The sequence below is a fragment of the Rhodococcus sp. 05-2254-2 genome (assembly GCF_002259095.1).
Classification (GTDB): domain Bacteria; phylum Actinomycetota; class Actinomycetes; order Mycobacteriales; family Mycobacteriaceae; genus Rhodococcoides.
Window position 1 is genome coordinate 203,903 of sequence record NZ_NOZJ01000022.1, and the last position, 19,384, is coordinate 223,286.

General features: G+C 63.9%; 20 protein-coding genes. 7 read left to right on the forward strand and 13 right to left on the reverse strand.

The window, feature by feature from the left end; genetic code table 11:
• Nucleotides 1–27 precede the first annotated feature (27 nt).
• The 3 genes from CH283_RS27430 to CH283_RS27440 are packed head-to-tail and all read right to left on the reverse strand — an operon-like array spanning nt 28 to nt 2,694.
• The gene (locus tag CH283_RS27430; RefSeq protein ID WP_094639900.1) at nt 28–1,074 is read right to left on the reverse strand and encodes an ABC transporter substrate-binding protein; all 1,047 of its coding nucleotides are present in this window, start codon (nt 1,072–1,074) and stop codon (nt 28–30) included.
• 36 nt (nt 1,075–1,110) lie between these two features.
• Complete coding sequence (locus tag CH283_RS27435) at nt 1,111–1,830, reverse strand: ABC transporter ATP-binding protein (RefSeq protein ID WP_094639899.1); 720 nt, start codon at nt 1,828–1,830, stop codon at nt 1,111–1,113.
• A 3-nt stretch (nt 1,831–1,833) separates the two neighbouring features.
• Nucleotides 1,834–2,694 carry an ABC transporter permease gene (locus tag CH283_RS27440; protein ID WP_082898554.1) on the reverse strand — a complete coding sequence of 287 codons (861 nt, stop codon included), beginning with the start codon at nt 2,692–2,694 and terminating at the stop codon, nt 1,834–1,836.
• Between the two features lie 115 nt (nt 2,695–2,809).
• Between CH283_RS27440 and CH283_RS27445 the strand changes: the two genes are divergently transcribed.
• Nucleotides 2,810–3,340, forward strand: coding sequence for a GNAT family N-acetyltransferase (locus CH283_RS27445; RefSeq protein WP_094639898.1), 531 nt, complete (start codon nt 2,810–2,812; stop codon nt 3,338–3,340).
• Between the two features lie 92 nt (nt 3,341–3,432).
• Nucleotides 3,433–4,515 (forward strand): ParB/Srx family N-terminal domain-containing protein, encoded by a 1,083-nt coding sequence (locus CH283_RS27450; RefSeq protein ID WP_255183378.1) that lies wholly within the window; start codon nt 3,433–3,435, stop codon nt 4,513–4,515.
• Between the two features lie 16 nt (nt 4,516–4,531).
• Here CH283_RS27450 and CH283_RS27455 read toward each other — a convergent pair whose 3' ends face one another.
• Complete coding sequence (locus CH283_RS27455) at nt 4,532–5,188, reverse strand: DedA family protein (protein ID WP_094639896.1); 657 nt, start codon at nt 5,186–5,188, stop codon at nt 4,532–4,534.
• A gap of 175 nt (nt 5,189–5,363) precedes the next feature.
• On the opposite strand from CH283_RS27455, the gene CH283_RS27460 reads away from it, so the two are divergent.
• Nucleotides 5,364–6,584, forward strand: a complete 1,221-nt coding sequence (locus tag CH283_RS27460) for a sensor histidine kinase (RefSeq protein ID WP_094639895.1) — start codon at nt 5,364–5,366, stop codon at nt 6,582–6,584.
• Entirely contained in the window at nt 6,575–7,219 is a 645-nt protein-coding gene (locus CH283_RS27465; RefSeq protein WP_094639894.1) for a response regulator, read from the forward strand. Before CH283_RS27460 ends, CH283_RS27465 begins: the two co-directional genes overlap by 10 nt.
• Before the next feature lie 34 nt (nt 7,220–7,253).
• Here CH283_RS27465 and CH283_RS27470 read toward each other — a convergent pair whose 3' ends face one another.
• Genes CH283_RS27470 through CH283_RS27490 form a run of 5 tightly spaced genes read right to left on the reverse strand, consistent with a single transcriptional unit; the run spans nt 7,254 to nt 10,964 of the window.
• Nucleotides 7,254–8,192 carry a hypothetical protein gene (locus CH283_RS27470; protein WP_094639893.1) on the reverse strand — a complete coding sequence of 313 codons (939 nt, stop codon included), beginning with the start codon at nt 8,190–8,192 and terminating at the stop codon, nt 7,254–7,256.
• Between the two features lie 36 nt (nt 8,193–8,228).
• On the reverse strand, nt 8,229–8,885 hold the full coding sequence (locus tag CH283_RS27475) for a nitroreductase family protein (protein ID WP_094639892.1): 657 nt from the start codon (nt 8,883–8,885) through the stop codon (nt 8,229–8,231).
• A gap of 7 nt (nt 8,886–8,892) precedes the next feature.
• Nucleotides 8,893–9,879: an alpha/beta fold hydrolase gene (locus CH283_RS27480; protein ID WP_094639891.1), complete on the reverse strand. Its 987-nt coding sequence runs from the start codon at nt 9,877–9,879 to the stop codon at nt 8,893–8,895.
• A 12-nt stretch (nt 9,880–9,891) separates the two neighbouring features.
• Nucleotides 9,892–10,311: a hypothetical protein gene (locus CH283_RS27485; RefSeq protein ID WP_255183379.1), complete on the reverse strand. Its 420-nt coding sequence runs from the start codon at nt 10,309–10,311 to the stop codon at nt 9,892–9,894.
• Nucleotides 10,312–10,331: 20 nt separating this feature from the next.
• Entirely contained in the window at nt 10,332–10,964 is a 633-nt protein-coding gene (locus CH283_RS27490) for an isochorismatase family protein (RefSeq protein WP_094639890.1), read from the reverse strand.
• 123 nt (nt 10,965–11,087) lie between these two features.
• Here CH283_RS27490 and CH283_RS27495 point away from each other — a divergent pair, with 123 nt between their 5' ends.
• Nucleotides 11,088–12,068 carry a GlxA family transcriptional regulator gene (locus CH283_RS27495; RefSeq protein ID WP_094639889.1) on the forward strand — a complete coding sequence of 327 codons (981 nt, stop codon included), beginning with the start codon at nt 11,088–11,090 and terminating at the stop codon, nt 12,066–12,068.
• Nucleotides 12,065–12,898: an adenylate/guanylate cyclase domain-containing protein gene (locus CH283_RS27500; RefSeq protein WP_176460540.1), complete on the forward strand. Its 834-nt coding sequence runs from the start codon at nt 12,065–12,067 to the stop codon at nt 12,896–12,898. The genes CH283_RS27495 and CH283_RS27500 overlap by 4 nt, the downstream gene beginning before the upstream one ends.
• Here the strand turns inward: CH283_RS27500 and CH283_RS27505 are convergent.
• The 3 genes from CH283_RS27505 to CH283_RS27515 are packed head-to-tail and all read right to left on the reverse strand — an operon-like array spanning nt 12,895 to nt 15,988.
• Nucleotides 12,895–13,209 (reverse strand): AtuA-related protein, encoded by a 315-nt coding sequence (locus CH283_RS27505; RefSeq protein WP_094639888.1) that lies wholly within the window; start codon nt 13,207–13,209, stop codon nt 12,895–12,897. The genes CH283_RS27500 and CH283_RS27505 overlap by 4 nt on opposite strands.
• On the reverse strand, nt 13,206–14,558 hold the full coding sequence (locus tag CH283_RS27510; protein ID WP_094640044.1) for an acyclic terpene utilization AtuA family protein: 1,353 nt from the start codon (nt 14,556–14,558) through the stop codon (nt 13,206–13,208). Before CH283_RS27510 ends, CH283_RS27505 begins: the two co-directional genes overlap by 4 nt.
• The gene (locus tag CH283_RS27515) at nt 14,555–15,988 is read right to left on the reverse strand and encodes a CitMHS family transporter (protein ID WP_068047205.1); all 1,434 of its coding nucleotides are present in this window, start codon (nt 15,986–15,988) and stop codon (nt 14,555–14,557) included. Before CH283_RS27515 ends, CH283_RS27510 begins: the two co-directional genes overlap by 4 nt.
• Nucleotides 15,989–16,070: 82 nt before the next feature.
• Here CH283_RS27515 and CH283_RS27520 point away from each other — a divergent pair, with 82 nt between their 5' ends.
• Nucleotides 16,071–16,964, forward strand: a complete 894-nt coding sequence (locus tag CH283_RS27520; RefSeq protein WP_094640043.1) for a LysR family transcriptional regulator — start codon at nt 16,071–16,073, stop codon at nt 16,962–16,964.
• Nucleotides 16,965–17,125: 161 nt separating this feature from the next.
• Here the strand turns inward: CH283_RS27520 and CH283_RS27525 are convergent, their stop codons facing one another.
• Complete coding sequence (locus CH283_RS27525) at nt 17,126–19,363, reverse strand: NADP-dependent isocitrate dehydrogenase (protein WP_094639887.1); 2,238 nt, start codon at nt 19,361–19,363, stop codon at nt 17,126–17,128.
• Nucleotides 19,364–19,384 lie beyond the last annotated feature (21 nt).

A 19,384-nucleotide genomic window follows, 5' to 3' on the forward strand; every position in this document is an offset into this window, starting at 1 on the left:
GTGGAACTCCTAGAACGTGGTGGGTGATCAGTTGGTGGCGGCGGATGCGTCTGCGATGGCGTCGTTGTAACGCGTGTCGACGAAGTCCGCGAACGTGTTGCCGCCGGGGATACTTCCGCTCTCGACGAACGCATCGAAGAGAGCCTGCTCGGACTCGATCACAGTGTCGTCCAGAGCAATTGCGGGTCGCTGGCTTCGTCCCTGCGCCAATTCGCCTGCAGCCGGGTCGATCCCGACGGCCGTGGAGTACGCGGACGCCCACTCGGCCGGATTCTTCTCAGCCCAGGCCGAGGCTTTGGCCAGACGAACCACGAAGTCCTGCAACGCCGTGTTCTTCGCCGGATCGTCCAGAGCCTGCTGTGAGGCGATGCCGAACCCGTAACCGTTGGCAACGCCCTCGGCGGTGGTCAGTGTCTTCGAGCCGTTCTGGACCTGCGCGATCGCGGTGAAGGGATCCCAGATCGCCCAGGCGTCGACCTCACCCGAGGTGAATGCCGTCAGCGCATCCGCCGGCTGGAGGAAGATGATCTGGACGTCGTCCTCGGTCAACCCGGCCTTCTGCAACTGCAGCAGCACGTGGCCGTGCGCTGAACTTCCCTTGCCCACCGCGATCTTCTTGCCGCGCAGATCGGAGAACGACGTGAGCGTCGAATCGGACGGCACGAGGATCTGATCGCCGCTGGCGTCGTTGCTGTAGGCGGAGACGACCTTGATGCGCGCATTGGCTGCGACCCCGAACACCGGAGGTGTATTGCCCGTGACCGCGAAGTCGATCTGGCCGGCTGTTGCGGCCTCCACCTGTGGCGGGCCGGAAGTGAAGGTGGAGAACACAACATCGTATGGGGCCGAGTCGAGCTCACCCGACGCACGAAGCAGCGCCTCGGTGCCGCCCTTCTGGTCGCCGACGTCGAGCGTGACCGTGGTGAGCTGGTCGTCGGAGACGAGTTCGGGCGCTTCGGTGGTAGTGGTGTCGCTGCCGCGGGAGACGCAGCCGGTGAGTCCGACGACCGTCAGAGACAGCGCAGCGAGCACACCGATGGCGCGCAGGGATCTGGAACGAGCGTGTGACGACATGCGTGAAAGATCCTTCGTATGAGAGGAATTGATCGGTCAGTGAACGCCGAGGGCCCCGAGCAAATGGGTACGAATGCGGGAGAATCCGGCTGTTCCCCGGTCGCGGGGACGAGGCAGATCGACGGTGACGGTCTCGGCCACCGCACCCCCGTCGAGCACCACCACCCTGTCCCCCAACGCGATTGCCTCGTCGACGTCGTGGGTGACCAGAAGGATGCCGAAGTGGTGCCGTCCCCACAGGTCGAGCAGGAGGGACTGCATGGTCAGTCGAGTGAGTGCATCGAGCGCCCCGAACGGTTCGTCCAGGAGCAGCAGTTCCGGCTCCCCCACCAACGCCCGCGCCAGGGCTGCGCGCTGAGCTTGCCCACCGGACAACGTGAGAGGCCACGCGTCTCGCTTCTCGGCCAGCCCGACTTCGGCGAGCGTTGCATCCGCCGCGGTCAGCGCACCGTTGCCGGTGACGCCTGCGGTGTTCAGGCCGTAGGACACATTCTGGCGAACCGACCGCCACGGAAACAGCCGTGGTTCCTGGAACGCCACCGCGGGATTCCCGGCGACATGCCGCTCACCCGTGTGGTCGGTCGACAGCCCGGCCAGAACGCGCAGGATCGTCGACTTGCCGGACCCGGATCGTCCGACGAGCGAGACGATCTCGCCGCGTTCGATGGACAGGTCGACGCCCTTCAGCACGTGGCTGGATCCGTAGAACTTCTCGATCCCGTGCAGGGTGGCAACGGACGTTGTCGTCGCAGTCATGATTCAGACATCCAATCGGTAACGAAGAGCGCGTTTTTCGAGGATGCGCACGATGCCGTCGGTGGCGATTCCCATCAGCGCGTAGACGACGAGCCCGAAGATGATGGTGTCCACACGCAGGAAATCTCGCGCATTGTTGATGATGTAGCCGAGCCCAGATTCGGCATTGATCTGCTCGGCCACGATCAGCGACAACCACGCAATAGCCAGCGATTGCCTCAATCCCACCAGTAGTTGTGGGGCGATGCTGGGCAGGATGATGGTGGTGAGCCGCTGACGCCACGAGAAGCCGAGTACGACGGCCGTGTCGAGGAAGTCGCGATCGATCTGGCGGATCGCCGAGAACGTGTTGAGGTACAGCGGAAATGCGACTCCGAGAGCCACGAGCAGAATCTTGGGAGTCTCGCCGATCCCGAACCACAGGATGAAGAGCGGGATCAGCCCGAGGTGCGGAAGTGCCCGCAGCATCTGGAGCGGCGGATCGACGGTTGCCTCGGCGAGCTTGGACAGTCCGACGAGCGCACCGAGCGCCACCCCGATCACACCTCCGAGCACGAGTCCCTGCACCACACGGGTTCCGGAGACGGTGAGGGCATCGGCCAACTCTCCGTTGCGTAGCAACTCTAGGCCCGCGTCGAAGATCAGCGATGGTGCCGGCAGTACTCGTTCGGAGAGAACTCCGGCAGCACTGGCAATCTGCCACAGGACTAGGAGTGCGACGGGTGAGAGAACGCGAACGACGGTCCATCGGTACCGCTGCCACACCGACTGTTTCGGCGAAACATGCGCGGGGCCGCCGTTGGGAACGTCGCTGACACGCGTGTCCACGGGTGCCGCGGGAACGGCGTACGACGTCACGACCATGGGTACAGGCCTTCCGGTTGAGTGCGAGCAGGTTCGACTACTCACCTTCGGTCAGACCGGGGCCTACGACCAGGGTTCGAATCAGCGTGAATTTAGGTCGGGCAGAATTGCCCTCATGAACGTCGAGCCCATCCATACCGAGCGCCTGACGCTGCGCCTGTACGAGCCCACCGACGTGGACGGGATTCTCGCGTACTACAGCGATCCCGAAGTCTGCCGCTACCTTCTGCACGAAGCGTGGTCGCACGCCGATGCCGTTGCTGCGGTGGGCAAGCGGATGAAGCGAACCGGATTGAACACTCAGGCCCTCGCGATGGTCGTCGAACACGAGGGGACGGTGGTGGGCAACGTCGAGGCATGGTTGATCGACGGGTCACCGGCTCTCGTCGAACTCGGGTGGACGTTCTCCCCTGCGGTAGCCGGTCGCGGATACGCCACCGAGGCGGTACAAGCCTTGATCGAGCACGTGTTCTCGCTTCCCCAGATTCACCGTGTCAGCGCGCAGCTGGACGGACGCAACGACGCCTCTGCCCGCCTGGCCGCGAGGGTCGGGATGCGTCAGGAAGCGCACTTCCGCCAGAACTGGTGGTGCAAGGGTGAATGGACCGACACCCTTGTCTACGCGATGTTGCGCGAGGATCGCTGACGTCCATCATGCGACGTTCACCTCTGCGTTGGTTCTGCGACATCGAACGGTGACCGGAGTGGGGCAGTCTCCGGGGAACTTCACTCGAACTCATGGGAGTCTCACCGATGGCCTCGCTTCGTAGAGCTGCACTGTTGGGCACGCTCGCTTTGATTTCTGTCGCATCCACGTCGCTGGCCAGTGTTGCCACTGCTGCGCCGGCACGGACGGCATCGCCGCTGTGCCAGGTCGCAGACCTCATCCCCACCGGATCGTCTTCGGGCCTCGGTTACCAATGTGCCGAAGCGGGTGAGCTTCTCGATCTCCCGATCGGTGAGGTGCGCGCGACACAACCGTCACTCGGGTACGACGAGGTGTACTACAAGCTCGGTCGGTACACGCTCGGCAAGGACGGGATCAACAAGAAGTTCGACGACTGGTGCGAAGCCAACGGCCAGGAAGAGGTCGCGTCGGCGATGCCCGATGCGCGACTGGACAATCCGTCGTCGTTCACCTGCACTGTGCCCGTCGGCCAGGAAACGCCCGACACCATCGCGCCGATGAAGACGGTCGTCATCGGTCCGGATGGCGTGCCCTACCTGACCGACGGACACCACACGCTGACCTCGTTCTACGAAACGGCCGACGGTGGACCGAATCTGCATCTGCGCCTGCGGGTGGTCGCGAACCTCAGTGACCTGAGCCCCGCTGACTTCTGGGCGCGGATGAAGGCCGAGAAGTGGGTGTGGAACTACGACGTCGACGGCAACGAGGTTCCGGTGGAACAGCTGCCCTCGGGAGTGGGGCTCGCCAAGTTCCAGAACGACAAGTACCGCAGCCTGACGTACTTCGGGCGCGATATCGGCTTCACTCCCGGAACCATTCCGTTCCAGGAATTCTATTGGGGTGCATGGGTTCGTGACTCGGGTGCCGTCGACATCAGCGGCTGGGACGCCAACAACCTGACGAGCTACCTGAGCACCGTCGAGGCGGTGTCGCGTGCACAGGTCGCGGCACCCAAAGATGCGGTGATCGACAGTGGCCGCACCGCATCAGAACTCGGTGCGCTCGACGCCTGGAACGACGGCAAGGCAGCCACCAAGGGTGAATTCGGAAAGCTCTCGGCACCGTACTCGGACGACAAGCCCGGAAAGCTGGCCTACGCCTTGCAGTACAAGATGGGGCTGCCCAGGTAGTTCCAATCAGGCGTTGTCACAGCCTGGTCTGGAGGCGAGATCGCAGCCGCATCGCCACGAACACAACGAAAGCGATTGCGACCGAGACGATGACAATCTTCTGCAGGATTTCGGCGTAGGCGTCGACCAGGTGCCAGTTCTCGCCGAGTTGATAGCCCGCGGTGACGAAGACGGTGTTCCAGATCAGGCTGCCGAGTGTGGTGAGTAGCAGAAATTTCGGCATTCCCATTCGCTCGATGCCGGCAGGCAAGGAGATGAAACTCCGAAACAGCGGGACCATCCGGCCGAGGAACACCGCCTTCGAGCCGTGCTTGGCGAACCAGGCCTCCGAGCGGTCGAAGTCGCTGGCCTTGATCAGCGGGATCCGCGCCACCAGTGCCCGCGTGCGCTCGCGCCCGATGAGCGCACCGACTGCGTAGACGATGATCGCGCCCAGGACCGAGCCGAGCGTCGTCCAGAAGAGAGCCGCACGGAAAGAGAAGACGCCCTGACTGGCCGAGAAACCGGCAAGGGGCAGAACGAGTTCGCTCGGGATCGGCGGGAACAGATTGTCGGCCCCGACGACTACGGCCGCACCGGGGCCGCCGAGTGCGTCCATGACGCCGACCGCCCATCCGGCCAGCCCATCGAGTTGGTCGGTTTCAGCAGTTGCAGCAATCAGCAAGTCGAACATATTCATTCCCCTGTTCGTCGGTGCCGTCTCCGGTCGGGACGGCCACTGAGAACGCTAGAAATTCTCCGAATGGGGGGCATCGAGGAAAACCGTCGAACATTGACGGGGACTCCCCCGTCGAAACCTTGCGGTTTACCGCGATATCAGCGGCCGCCTACCCCGCTACGCTGCTTGCGTGCTCGGAAACGACGTCGTACATCCACCCGAACTGGCGGATCGGATTGCCGCCGGCTCGCTTGTTCAGCGTTGGCTGATGGCACTTTCCGGAGTTCTGCTCGGTAGCGTCACGGCGGTCTCGGCCCTCCTGTTCACCGTGGTGGCTCTCCTCGTACTGACTCCGGCGCGCCTCCTCGGCCGGTGGGGCGAGCCAGTGAGAGCTGCAGTCGATGAAGGGGCACTGGGCCTGAGCGAGTGGGAGATCCGGCGAATCGCCCGCTTCCACGGCAGGCTCCACACGGACGTGCTGACCCCTCGCCGCTGTCGCTGGTATCTCGGCGGACGCTGGACGATCGGTCTACTCGGAACCGGCGTGGTCCTGTTCCTGGCTCTGTGTCTCATCGTGGCCGGCTCGATGGTCTCGGCGTGGATCATGAACGGCAACTGGGGCCTGATCGAGAACTCCGACCGGGTCGACGGTGGAGTCGTAGCGCTGGTGTCGCTGCCGGGAACCCTCTTGATCTTCGTCGCAATCGCCGGGGTGGTGGGGGTGGGCTCGCTGGACCGTTGGTTTGTCATCCAGGTACTCGGCCGTCAGTCGGATCGACTGCTGCACCAGCGGGTGGTCGAGCTGACGAGCAGCCGCGATCACGTCGTCGATGCCATCGACGACGAACGCCGCCGCATCGAGCGCGACCTGCACGACGGAGTCCAGCAGCAGTTGGTTGCGGTGGGGATGCTGATCGGCCGGGCTCGCCGCGCCCAGGAACCCGAGAAGGTGCACGAACTCCTCACCCAAGCCCATGTCGCATCCCAGGAGGCGATCAGCGAGCTGCGCGAGGTCGCCAACCGGGTGTACCCGATCGCGCTCGATCAGGCCGGTCTGCACACAGCGGTCGAGACGATGGCCGAACGGGCAAGTGTCCCCGTCCGATTCACATACGAGCTGACGGAAAAGCTACGTCCCGCGGTGGAGACCGTTCTCTATTTCGTCATCTCGGAGGCGGTGACCAACGCAGCCAAGCATGCCTCCCCTCGACTGGTGGAGGTTTCCGTGACCCATCAGAGGTTCGACCGCGTTCTCGCAACCATCGTCGACGACGGACCCGGCGGGGCCGATCCGTCGGGAACAGGCTTGTCCGGGCTGTCCCGTCGTGTAGCGGCGATGGACGGCACCCTGACCGTGCACAGTCCGGTGGGCGGCCCGACCGTCGTGACGGCGAGCGTCCCGTGCGAGTGATCGTCGCGGAGGACTCGACGCTGCTGCGTGAGGGCTTGGTTCGTCTGCTCGTCGACGAGGGCCACGACGTGATCGCGTCCGTGGGCGATGCCGCCATGCTCCTGAGTGCCGTGGAACAGGACCGTCCCGACATCGTCGTCACCGACGTCCGCATGCCTCCGGGTCACAGCGACGAGGGACTGCGAGCGGCTCTGATCATTCGCGATCGATGGCCGGACGTAGCGGTGCTCGTACTCTCCCAGTACGTCGAGAACCGTTACGCGGCAGAGCTGATCAGCAGATCCGGAGGCAAGGTCGGATATCTGCTCAAGGACCGCGTCGCGCAGGTCGACGAATTTTTGGACGCTCTGAACAGAGTTGCCGACGGCGGGACCGCCTTCGACCCGGAAGTGGTGCGCCAGCTGCTGTCACGCACCACCCGATCAAATCCACTCGACAGACTCACGCCACGCGAACGTGATGTGCTCGAGCTGATGGCGCAGGGTCTCACCAACGCGCGAATCGCCGCCGATCTGTACATCTCGGTGAGCTCGGTCGAGAAGCACATCAACGCCGTGTTCGACAAACTCGGATTGGCGAACTCCAGCGGTATGAGCCGCCGCGTGATGGCGGTGGTGGCGTACCTGCGCACTTGATCGACCGGATTGTTGTCGCTTTTCGGTGATCGCACTACCCCCGTCGGGCCCACTTCAATGCCCTCAACGCGCGAAGTGTGTTCCACCGGCCTGGCCGACCAATGCCCTCTTCCATCGTGAAGTGGACCGCGCCGGGGTGACTCTTGTCGAGCAGCCATGTGCCGTCGCCGCATTGCCTCGACCGGACATGGTCGACAGCCGCTGCCAACCGAGGATCGACATCTGATCCGGCAGCTCGGAAGTACTCCACACCGCGCAACACGTCGTAGTGCCACCAGGTGGGGAAAGCAAACTGCAACCAGTTCCGCTCGATGATTTCGCCCGTGCTCAGTCGCCTGCAGAGCTGGCGTTCCAGCAGGTATTTCTCGCCGCGGTCCCGTGCGGCAATCGATTCCGGGGTGCCACCTGTCGCGCGTTCGTGCTCGAGTAGACCCTCGAGCACACAGATGGTCGAGTGGAACGACCCGCGCGTCGACCCGTATTCCGCCTCGCAATTCCAGCCGCCGTCCGGCAACTGCTCAATCACCAACCTGGCGACGATCCCATCGACGTCGACGCCGAAGTAGGCACCCACGGCAACGGTCCTGCCGTTGATGCAGGGTTCCACTTCCCCGTCGAAGAACCATTGGCCCGCATGCTCCCATCGGCCGGTCTCGCGCACCGCCTCGATCGCGACCCGAACAGCGTCCGCGGCCGGGTCGACGCCCAACTCACGCAGCAGTGTCAACGTGGGGAGCGTGGGAGTCCACGGCTGCCCAGTCGACATGTCGCCGTCGAAACCCGATGGGAAGCACGCACCTCCGGCCCACACACCACCTGGATCGCGGGCGGCAAGCAGCCGGGCACCCCAGCCCTCCGTGGCTACCTTGCTCCGCTCAGCTTCCACGTCTGCAGCTGATGAATCGTGCAGATCACGCAATACCTGCCATCGAATCGCCGGATCGGACTCGAGCAGCCACTCGTCGACGGTCATGGGGCCGAGGTCAGCGGTTGGAATCGCAACGTCGCATCACCAGCGATCGACGTGCAGCACCGTCTCGATCGGATCCCGCGGAGCGACCTTGAAGGTCTCCCCTGTGTAGTACGCCGTAGGGATCAGCGCACCCTGATGGAAGTCGTCGGGAATGCCGAGCAGTTCGGAGATTTCGGCTTCCTTCGCGAGATGAATTGTGGTCCAAGCTGTTCCGAGACCACGCGCCCGTGCGGCCAGGGCGTAGTTCCACACCGCGGGTAGCAGCGAGCCCCACAGACCGGCCTGGTTACCGGCCGGGAGCGTCTTGCCGGCCTGGATGCATGGGATCAGCAACACCGGAACCTCGCCCATGTGCTCGCCGAGCCAGCTCGCACTGTCTCCGACGCGTTTCTGGACCGAGGCACGTTCCGGGTCGTCGGTGAACAGGGCAGCTGCAGAATGCTTGGACGCCTGATACGCGGTGAACAGTTCGCCGTAGATCGCACCGATGCGAGCGCGAAGATCAGGATCGGTGACGACGATCCACTGCCACCCCTGCTTGTTCGAGCCGGACGGTGCCTGCAACGCGATCTCGAGACATTCCTTGATCAGCTCCATCGGAACCGGTCGCGTCAGATCGAGCCGCTTGCGGACCGTGCGCGTGGTGGTCAGCAGCTCGTCGGGAGTGAGGGCGATGATCGGGAAAGAAGTCACTCCTCGATCATGCACCATTCGGTCGCCTCTGGGCCCGCTCGACCAGTTCCTCGTTCGCTGCGTCCCAACGCGCGGCCATGGACCTGCCACCGTGCCCGTCACCCTCGTCGACGAGAAGTGTCGATCCGGGCCACTCCCGGTGCAGACGCCACGCGGTGACGGCGGGTCCGGACACGTCGCGTCTGCCATGGATCAGGACGCCCGGGATATCGCGCAGACCTGCGGCGCGATCGAGCAGAGGCGGATCGCAGAACCCGTCGTGCGACCAGTAATGCGTGGCCAGCCGTACGAAGGCCAGTCGGAACCGGTCATCCTCCCACCTGGGATCGCGTCTGAGACCGCCGGTGCCGATCGAGATGTGGACGTCCTCCCACAATGCCCATTCTCGGGATGCACTGTCACGCAACGCGAGATCAGGCGAATCCAACAGACGGTCGTACGCGTCGACCAGTCGACCGTGCCCGCGCCGATAGCCAACGCCGGCCTGCTCGGCGAAGGTAGCGAAACGATCCCACGCTTCGGGGAAGACCGCGCCGACGCCCTCGGTGATCCAATCGACTTCCTCACGACAGGTCGTGGTGACGGCGAACAATACGACGCCGAGGACACGGGTGGGGTGTGCGAGGGCATAGGCCACGGCGAGGGTGGATCCCCAAGACACGCCGTTGACGATCCACGCCTCCACGCCGAGGTGCTCGCGCAACGCTTCGATGTCGGCAATCAGATGGGCAGTGGTGTTGGTGGACAACGACGTCGAGGGATCGGACGCGTGCGGGGTGGACCGTCCGCACCCGCGCTGCTCGAATCCGATTGCGCGAACTCGCGATAGGTCGAAGTGACGACGAAACTGGCTCGCGTTCAGAGTCCCACCCGGACCGCCGTGCAGACAGACCGCCGGAACGCCGTCGGACGGACCCCATTGCTCCCAGTAAATGCGCTGCCCGTCCCCCACGTCCAACATTCCGTGCAGTGTCGGCTCGTCCTCCAGGGTCATACCGCCATCACATCATTCGGGAGGCAGCATCTGCCTGATCACTGCCCACGCGGACACGTCGATCCAGGACGGATTCGATTGCTGCGGTGATCGAAACACCTCGAGCATCGACAATTCCGCGATGCACTGAATGTCCGACGCAAGAATCGGCTCGTCGAACAGCGTGATGTCCGTCGAGATTTTCCACTGGGGACCGGGGACCGAGGTGCCGGTCAGGGTGCCGGCACCCCAGATTCCGCGTCGGGCATGGGTACTGACCCAGAACAACACCGGCTGTCCGGGTGCCATCAGACGAGTTCGATAGTTGTCGGCGACGCACCAGTGGTCGTGCGCACGTCCGGCGTCGACCATCGGCGCGAGATCGGTCTTGTGCGGATTGCACTTGATCACCCACGCACCGAATGTCTCGTCGGTAATTGCCCGTGCCGTCACCGCATCCAGCGTACCGAGCGTCAGGCCACCGCGTCGTTGCCCTGAGCTGCCGAGACCACCAGATTGTTTGCGGTCAGATCGTTTCCGTTCTTGACGGCGTCGACCCACTGGTCGGTGGAAGCCACTGCCGCGAAGTTCGACTGCAGCAGCACCATCAACGCCTTGTGCAGTTGCTCCGCCGAGACGGTGCCTGCCTCATTCGAGAGATTGATCGCGCCGGTGGCGTCGGACAGAATTTCGACGGTCAGATCCAGCACCTCGGCGTCGGCGCTGGATGCGAGGTCGCAGTTGTTGGTCATGTATCCGACGATCGTGACGGTATCGATATTGTTGCCCTGCAACCACTTCGCGACACCGGTACCGGCGAACACGCTGCTGTACTTCTTCTCGACTCGCTCGAACGAGGGTTGTACGAGCGCCTGAATGTCGGGGTGCAGCTCGTACGTCGGGGTGCCCTTCACGAACGCCGGAGCGCCGTCGGGCATCTCGTGCTGCACGATCGCCACGGGAAGATCCTGCGCCACTGCGGCTTCGATCGCCCGGACGATGTTGGCCAACGACTGGTCACGAGGCGGGTACTGAATCTTCAGCACGCCCTCGAAGTACTCCTGCTGGACGTCGATGACGATCAATGCTCTGCGTGGTGCGGTCATGGTGTTCTCCTTCGACTGGCGATCTCGGTCGCTTCTCATCCTGCGGTGGCGGCCTTGCTTCCACGAGTGGCACGGATGCATACTTTCGATGCATTTGCGCCAACATTCGAGATCGGAGACGCCATGCGCATCGCGCTCTATGCGTTCGACGGCATCACGATGTTTCACCTCGCCGCGCCGTTGATGGTGTTCGGCGAGGTGACTCGACTCGGACTCGCACCGGACTGGGAGACTCGGGTGTGGTCCGACCGAGCCGGGTCGATCCGCACCGAGGAGGGCTTCCCGGTCGGCGACATCGCCGGCCCCGATACCGTCGACTGGGCCGACATCGTCATCGTCACGTCGTGGCCGGAGTCGTTGCCGCACATCGGCAAAGACCTGTCGGCGGCGCTCAGCGACGCCCATTCGCGTGGAGCGGAAATCGCAGGATTGTGCCTCGGCTCGTTCGCCGTCGCAGATACCGGGCTGCTAGCCGGCCGCCCGGCCGTCACTCATTGGACCAAGATGACCGAACTGCGGGAGCGAAATTCACACGCCGGCGTCGACGAGTCGGTGCTCTACATCGATCACGGCGACGTGATGACGTCTGCGGGCACCGCGTCGTCGATCGATTCCTGCCTGCACATCGTGCGCAAACACCTCGGTTCGGCGGCGGCGACCCGGGTGGCGCGCAGTCTGGTGGTCGCACCTCATCGCGACGGTGGCCAGGCCCAGTACATCGAGCGTCCGGTCACGGAGGCATCCGGAGGTACCGCGATTGCCGACGTGCTGAGCTGGGCACTCGAAAGACTGGACGAGCCCTTGCCCATCGAGCGACTGGCCGAACATGCGTGCATGAGCCGACGCAGCTTCATCCGCCAGTTCCACCTCGAGACGGGGTCCACCCCCGCCCGTTGGGTACTGGACAAGCGACTGAACGAGGCCAAGAGCCTGCTCGAAACGACCGATCGCAGCGTCGAGAACATCGCAGCGCTGTGCGGATTCGGCAGCGCCGTCACTTTGCGTCAGAACTTCCGCTCGGCCTTCGCGGTGACGCCGACGGCCTACCGACGGCAGTTTGCGGTCGGTTGTGCAACCACGAGCATCGTCGACAGGCAAAGATGAGCGACGTGATCCTGTGGATAGTTGCCGGAGTAGAGCTCGCTGCCATCATCGCACTCGGTGTGGTCTTGATCGTCTCGCGTCGGAAGCTGAAGCACACACGTCGTGCACTGGACCGCGCTCTCGAATCGCAGCAACGCCGTAAGCGACGCGGCATCGTGCCCTTCGCGATCAGAACCGCCTTCCACACCACGGACTTACTCATCAACAAGGGCTTCGGCGCAACGGTCCGCAACTCCGTCGAGGACCTCGCCGGCTGGGCGAAGGTCGAACGCCCCGACCTCGCGCGCATGACCGCCGACGGCGACATCGTCGTGATGTTCTCCGACATCGAGGGCTCCACCGCCCGCAACGAAGAACTCGGCGACCGCGGCTGGGTGAAGCTGCTCGAGAAGCACAACAAGCTGATACGCAAACACGTCGACGATCACGACGGTCACGTAGTGAAAAGCCAGGGCGACGGCTACATGATCGCCTTCTCCGACCCGGCCCAGGCCGTGCGCTGCGGGGTGAAAGTCCAGGAAGCACTGCTGAAGAACCCCGATCGCTGGGACCGCATTCGCGTCCGTATGGGTGTGCACGTCGGCAGCTCGGTGCGCCGAGGTGACGACCTGTTCGGGCTCAACGTCGCGATGGCGGCACGAGTGGCGAACCAAGCCGACGGCGGCGAAATCCTGGTCAGCGAACCGGTGCGCAATGCCATCGACAGGGCGCATGACCTGAGTCTCGGGACACCGCGTGACGTCGAACTCAAGGGAATGAGCGGAACATTTCAGTTGTACCCGGTGACATTGCCGGTGCTGCCGGATGCTGAGGTCAAGCAACTCGACTAGATCTGCTCGGGCACAGTCATACTCAGCAGGTGGTAGCTCAGACATTTGCCGTGTCCGTCGAGCACCGGGCTACCCGTCACTCCCCCACCGAGTACGCCGGGTAGCTCGAACACCAGTCCGGAGACCAGGGGCATGTCGGTTCGGCGTACCTCTCCCGTCACCAGCGGCGCAAAATGCGCAGCGACGGCCTCGACAGTCATTGTGCGAGTCAGCACTTCGTAGCTTTCGTCGGTCCGCGGGAAGACAGCAAGAATGAGAGTGTCGCCCTTGTCCCCGGTTCGCACGTCGGCGAAATCGTCGACAGTCCTCATATCGTCACCTCCGTGATGTGCACGGAGGTCGTCACCTGTGCACGTGGAATCAGACAGGATCTGATAGCCAAGACCTCCGTGTTGCTGCTGCGCGCACCGCCACCGCCGGCGGGCCCGTTGGTGTAAAGACTCTCGACTTCCCAGCCGACGAGAGCCGCAGTTTCGGCGTCGGGCACCTTCGCCGTCACGCGCAGTCTCACTTCAGGGACATCGGTGGGGGCGACGAGTCCACGGAATGCAGCGCCCGCACCGATGTATTCGACGGCCACGTTCTCGGCGGATATACCGTGCACCTCCCACAGTCGTTGCTGCACAATCTCTCCGGCGAGCTCGGCGCGTTGCAGCGAGCGCGGACCCGCGTAGCTGATCTGCCCCTCACCGAGCCAACCGCCCCGGAACCCGAGGGTCACTTTCAGCTCCTCCGGCCGCGTGCTGCCCGTTGCCCCGGACACCGCCACCCGATCGGGTCCGACGGTCTCGAACGAGACTCCGGTGAAATCGGCGGTCACGTCCGGCGTCAGATATCTGGCGGGATCGCCGACCTCGTACAGCAATTGCTCGGCGCACGTTCGACGCGTCAGCTCCCCGCCGGTACCGTCGACCTTGCCGAATTCTGCTGTGCCGTCTGCGCGTACGTCGCCGAACGGAAAGCCCAGATTCGCCAGACCCTGCACCGGCTTGGTGACCGGATCGGCGAAGTAACCACCGGTCAGTTGGCCCGCACATTCGAGAAGATGTCCGACGGCAGTTCCTGCACCAAGTGTCTCCCAATCCTGCCCGGCCCAACCGAACTCGTGGATCAGAGGTGCGAGATACAGCGCCGGATCGGCGAGACGGCCGGTGACGACCACGTCGGCACCGACGTCGAGGGCAGGCAGTACCGCATCGGCACCGATGTAGGCGTTGGCCGATACGAGTTCCTCGGAATGCTCCGACAGCGGTCGACCGGTCTCCCACACCACCGGGTCGATCCGGCGCACCGCGTCGAGCACGTCGTCGCCGGTGACGGCAGCAATGCGCACCGAACGCGAGCACACCTGCTCGGCCACGCGCGCAACGACGGCCGCTGCCGCAACAGGATTCGCGGCTCCGGAGTTCGTGACGACGGTGATGCCCTGCTCCGTCGTCGCCCCGAGAACTGCACGCATCCGCGCTGCCAACAGCGGGTCGTAGCCCGCCGTGGGATCGAGCAATTTTCGGGCCTGCCCTGTCGCCACCGTCCGCTCTCCGAGGCACTCGAAGATCAGATAGTCGAGCTCGCCCCGCTCGGCCAAGATCTGCGCCGGGTCGATGCGATCGCCCGCAAAACCTGCGCCGGCACCCAACCGGACGGTTCCGCGGGCGCTCATGACGACCACAGCGGGATCGCGCCGGTGGCCATGGCAACGCCGAGCATGCCGAGGCTGATCAGCCACGCCCACCCCAACGTGTGCCGAATGTGCTTACCGATGTCGACTTTCGCGAGACCCACCAGAAGGTAGAACGCGCCGGTCATCGGGCTGATCGGGAATCCGACCGTTTCCTCACCGATGATCGAGGCCTGCGCCAGATCGATTGCGCTGACTCCGAATTGGTCACCTACCTCGATGAGGACCGGCAGCACACCGAAGTAGTAGGCGTCCGGCCCGAAGATCAGGCTCATCGGGACGGCGAACACGCCGACGATGAGCGGCAAGGCGGGGGCCATCGCGTCCGGAATGGCATTCGCTGCGCTGACCGCCATGGACTCGATCATGCCGCTGCCGTCGAGCACACCGAGAAGTACCCCTGCAGCCAACAACGTGCCGACCATCAGCATCGCGCCGACAGCGTGGGCCTCGATGCGGGCGGACTGGGCCTTCATTCCGCGGTAGTTGACGAGTAGCGCCACGATAGTGGCGATGATGAAGCACGTTTCCGGAGGGGCGATGGCGGCGATCAACGCAGCCAACGTCGCGATTACCAGGAAGGCGTTGACCCAGAACAACTTCGGCCGCAGCAGTGCTCGGTCACTCGACGCGGTTGCCGGACCGTCCGCATCGTCGCCACCGGTCGACGGGCTGCCGGGCTCCTCGTTCGCGTCACCGACTGCGGATCCGGTATCCCCGGATCCCACGGACATTCGTTCGGCGATTCGCGCCGTCGACTCCTCCACGACCGCCGACGCATCGCCCGCGGCGACCTTGGCCAGACGGGTCCGCTCACGCCGACCCAGGTAGTAGGCGACGCCCAGTGCGAACACGACTCCGGCGATCTGAGCAGGAATCAACGGAACCCACAGTTCGTTGGCGTCGACGCCCAGAGTTGCTGCAGCGCGAGCCGTCGGACCACCCCAGGGGACCATGTTCATCACTCCGGCACCGAGTCCGACGCAGGTGGCCAGGACGAGCCGGCTCATACCGAGGCGTTCGTAGATCGGGAGCATGGCGGGGACGGCAATCAAGAACGTGGTTGCGCCGGCGCCGTCGAGGTGAGCCACCACGGCAAGGGCAGTGGTCGCGACTGCCACGGTCGGCGGGGCACTACCTGCCCAGCGCACGATGCGGGCGATGATGGGATCGAACAGTCCCGCGTCGCGCATGATCCCGAAGAACACGATCGCGAAGAGGAACATCGCCGCGACGCCCACCACGCCGCCGAGTCCGTCCTTGACGAACCCGGCCACCTCGGATGGCGAGTTGCCGGCCAGGAACGCCGCAGCCAGCGGGACACCTGCAAGCGCGACGATCGCCGCAACGCGTTGGGTGAACAACAGCAGCAGGATGATGGCAATCGTCCCGAAGCCAAGCAGTGAGAGCATGTGATCTCCTTCATCGAATACGACGAGTGTTGTGCAGATCACTTACTCCGTCCAACATCAGTTGGGTATAGATTCATGCACCGTGGGCATAAACCTGGGCATCGCCCATCTACGCGCCGTCGTCGCACTCGCCGATCATGCGAGCTTCACTGCAGCGGCGAACTGGCTTCAGGTCTCCCAACCCAACCTGAGCCGTACCGTCGCCGAGGCCGAACGACGCCTGGGCGTCCGACTGTTCATGCGCACCACCCGCAGCGTCGACCTCACCGGAGACGGACACGAAGTCACGGCCTATGCCCGTCGGGTATTGCTCGAGTTCGACGACGGCCTGGAGCAGATCGGGCGCTTCGTATCCGGCGACCGCGGAACCGTCACCATCGCGTGCCTGCCCTCGATCGCGGCGACGTTTCTCCCGCCGTACATCGTGGACTTCCGCAGCAGTCACCCCGACGTCTCGGTACACATCAGAGACGGGCTGCGCGACGATGTTGTGGCCTCGGTTCGCGACGGTTCCGTGGACTTCGCAGTCGTCGCCGCGTCGGGACGAGCGAACGACTTGGTGCGATTGACGGTCAGCACCGACGCCTTCGTTTGCGCGTTGCCTCCGAATCATGCTCTTGCACAACGGACAAGCCTACTGTGGACCGACCTCGCCGACCAGCCGTTCGTTGCGTTCGGTCCCGAATCGAGCATCGCCTCACACGTGCAACTGGGGCTCGAAAGCGCGGGAGTCGACGTCGGGCCATCGGTTCAGGCGCACAACGTGGCCGCCGTGGCGGGCATGACCGCTGCCGGACTCGGCATCACCGTGATCCCGGAACTGGTGGTGCCGATGATGTCGTTCGCGAACCTGGTCTACCTGCCTATCGAGCCGACCATCCATCGCACCATCTCTGTTGTCCAGTTGCCGGGGCGACGCCAAAGTGCGAGCTGTACGGCGTTTCTGGATATTTTGGTGCCCGCCTTGAACGAATGAATGGTCCATTCACGACGTCTGAGCGCGTGAAAGTCACATTGATCCGAACGGGGTGGGCGGTAAACCCCAATGCTGTTGCACCCCAATACGAATGAATGGTCCATTCAACACGTCTGAGCGCGTGAATGGACCATTCATTCCATGGGGTGGAGCAGATAAAACTACTTCTTCGCCGACTCCAGAGCCTCGTTGAAGGTCTTGGACGGACGCATCACTGCCGCGGTGGCTTCGGGGTCCGGGTAGTAGTAGCCGCCGATGTCGACTGCGGTGCCCTGAACCTCGTTGAGCTCGGAGACGATTTTCTCCTCGTTCTCCGCCAGCGTCTTCGCCAGTGCAGCGAAGTGCTTGGCCAGTTCGGCGTCCTCGGTTTGCTCGGCAAGTTCCTGTGCCCAGTACAGAGCGAGGTAGAACTGGCTGCCACGGTTGTCGAGTTCACCGGTCGAGCGCGACGGGCCCTTGCTGTTCTCGAGCAGCTTGCCGGTGGCGGAGTCGAGTGCCTTGGCGAGGATGGTCGCCTTGACGTCGCCGGTCTTGGTGCCGAGATCTTCGAGGCTCACGGCCAGAGCCAGGAATTCACCGAGCGAATCCCACCGCAGGTGGTTCTCCTCGATGAGCTGCTTGACGTGCTTGGGAGCCGACCCACCTGCACCCGTTTCGTACAGTCCGCCGCCTGCCATCAGGGGAACGATGGAGAGCATCTTGGCGCTGGTGCCGAGTTCGAGGATCGGGAACAGGTCGGTGAGGTAGTCACGCAGGATGTTGCCCGTCGCGGAGATGGTGTCGAGTCCGCGGACCAGACGCTCCATCGTGTACCGAATGGCACGCACCTGGGACATGATCTGGATGTCGAGGCCCTCGGTGTCGTGATCCTTCAGGTACTTGCGCACCTTGCCGATGAGCTCGTTCTCGTGCGGGCGGTACGGGTCGAGCCAGAAGACGACCGGCATTCCGGATTCACGCGCACGCGTGACGGCGAGCTTGACCCAGTCCTGGATCGGGGCATCCTTGACGATGCACAGACGCCAGATGTCGCCCTCTTCGACGGTCTGCGTCAGCAGCACCTCGCCGGTGGCCTTGTCGGTGATGTTCGCGACGCCTGCCTTCGGTACTTCGAAGGTCTTGTCGTGCGAGCCGTACTCCTCGGCCTTCTGCGCCATCAGGCCGACGTTGGGAACGGTGCCCATCGTCGTCGGGTCGAACTGGCCGTTGGTCTTGCAGAAGTTCACCATCTCCTGGTAGATCCGGGAGAACGTCGACTCGGGGTTGACGGCCTTGGTGTCCTTGGGACGACCGTCCGCTCCCCACATCTTGCCGCCGGCGCGAATCATCGCGGGCATGGAGGCGTCGACGATGACGTCGCTGGGTGAATGGAAGTTCGAGATGCCGCGGGCGGAGTCGACCATCGCGAGCTCCGGACGGGTCTCGTGGCACTTGTGGAGGTCTTCGATGATCTCGTCGCGCTTGGACGCCGGGAGTGTCTCGATCTTGGCGTACAGGTCCGACAGGCCGTTGTTGACGTTGACGCCCAGCTCCTCGAAGAGCTCGTTGTGCTTGGCGAACGCGTCCTTGTAGAACACGCGCACAGCGTGGCCGAACACGATGGGGTGCGAGACCCGCATCATGGTCGCCTTGACGTGCAGGGAGAACATGACGCCGGTGTCGTAGGCGTCCTGCATCTCGTGCTCGTAGAAATCGAGAAGCGCCTTCTTGCTCATGAACATCGAGTCGATGACGTCACCGTCGGTGAGCGAGACCGTCTCCTTGAGCACGATCGGCTCGCCGTCGGCGGGCAGCAGCTCCATCTTGATCTCACGGTCACCGTCGACGACCGTCGACTTCTCGCCGTGGTAGAAATCGCCCTCGCGCATGTGCGCGACATGGGTGCGCGACGCCATCGACCACTCGGTCATGCTGTGCGGGTGCTTCCGGGCGAATTCCTTAACGGCCTTCGGCGCGCGACGGTCCGAGTTACCCTCACGCAGAACGGGATTGACCGCGCTACCGAGGCACTTGGTGTAACGCTCGCGGATCTCGCGCTCTTCGTCGGTCTTCGGATTGCCGGGGAAGTCGGGGATCGCGTAGCCCTTGTCCTGCAGTTCCTTGACGGCAGCGAGCAGCTGCGGAACCGAGGCGCTGATGTTTGGCAGCTTGATGATGTTGGTCTCGGGCAGCTGCGTCAGCTTGCCGAGCTCGGCGAGGTTGTCGGTCACTCGCTGGTCTTCGTTGAGGTAGTCGGGGAACTCGGCGAGGATGCGGTTGGCAACGGAGATGTCACTCGACTCGACGTTGATCTCGGCCGCGCTGGCGAAAGAACGTATGACCGGCAGAAACGCGTGAGTCGCCAGCATGGGCGCCTCGTCGGTCAGGGTGTAGATGATGGTCGGCTTCTTCGCAGTCATGTTTCGCCTTTGCCTCAGTTT

What these genes read in the sequence shown, in the direction of transcription:
- CH283_RS27430 (WP_094639900.1), bottom strand. Translation starts at nt 1,074, where the DNA reads ATGTCGTCACACGCTCGTTCCAGATCCCTGCGCGCCATCGGTGTGCTC.
- CH283_RS27445 (WP_094639898.1), top strand. Translation starts at nt 2,810, where the DNA reads ATGAACGTCGAGCCCATCCATACCGAGCGCCTGACGCTGCGCCTGTAC.
- CH283_RS27455 (WP_094639896.1), bottom strand. Translation starts at nt 5,188, where the DNA reads ATGTTCGACTTGCTGATTGCTGCAACTGCTGAAACCGACCAACTCGAT.
- CH283_RS27495 (WP_094639889.1), top strand. Translation starts at nt 11,088, where the DNA reads ATGCGCATCGCGCTCTATGCGTTCGACGGCATCACGATGTTTCACCTC.
- CH283_RS27490 (WP_094639890.1), bottom strand. Translation starts at nt 10,964, where the DNA reads ATGACCGCACCACGCAGAGCATTGATCGTCATCGACGTCCAGCAGGAG.
- CH283_RS27500 (WP_176460540.1), top strand. Translation starts at nt 12,065, where the DNA reads ATGAGCGACGTGATCCTGTGGATAGTTGCCGGAGTAGAGCTCGCTGCC.
- CH283_RS27480 (WP_094639891.1), bottom strand. Translation starts at nt 9,879, where the DNA reads ATGACCCTGGAGGACGAGCCGACACTGCACGGAATGTTGGACGTGGGG.
- CH283_RS27470 (WP_094639893.1), bottom strand. Translation starts at nt 8,192, where the DNA reads ATGACCGTCGACGAGTGGCTGCTCGAGTCCGATCCGGCGATTCGATGG.
- CH283_RS27525 (WP_094639887.1), bottom strand. Translation starts at nt 19,363, where the DNA reads ATGACTGCGAAGAAGCCGACCATCATCTACACCCTGACCGACGAGGCG.
- CH283_RS27435 (WP_094639899.1), bottom strand. Translation starts at nt 1,830, where the DNA reads ATGACTGCGACGACAACGTCCGTTGCCACCCTGCACGGGATCGAGAAG.
- CH283_RS27450 (WP_255183378.1), top strand. Translation starts at nt 3,433, where the DNA reads ATGGGAGTCTCACCGATGGCCTCGCTTCGTAGAGCTGCACTGTTGGGC.
- CH283_RS27515 (WP_068047205.1), bottom strand. Translation starts at nt 15,988, where the DNA reads ATGCTCTCACTGCTTGGCTTCGGGACGATTGCCATCATCCTGCTGCTG.
- CH283_RS27440 (WP_082898554.1), bottom strand. Translation starts at nt 2,694, where the DNA reads ATGGTCGTGACGTCGTACGCCGTTCCCGCGGCACCCGTGGACACGCGT.
- CH283_RS27510 (WP_094640044.1), bottom strand. Translation starts at nt 14,558, where the DNA reads ATGAGCGCCCGCGGAACCGTCCGGTTGGGTGCCGGCGCAGGTTTTGCG.
- CH283_RS27505 (WP_094639888.1), bottom strand. Translation starts at nt 13,209, where the DNA reads ATGAGGACTGTCGACGATTTCGCCGACGTGCGAACCGGGGACAAGGGC.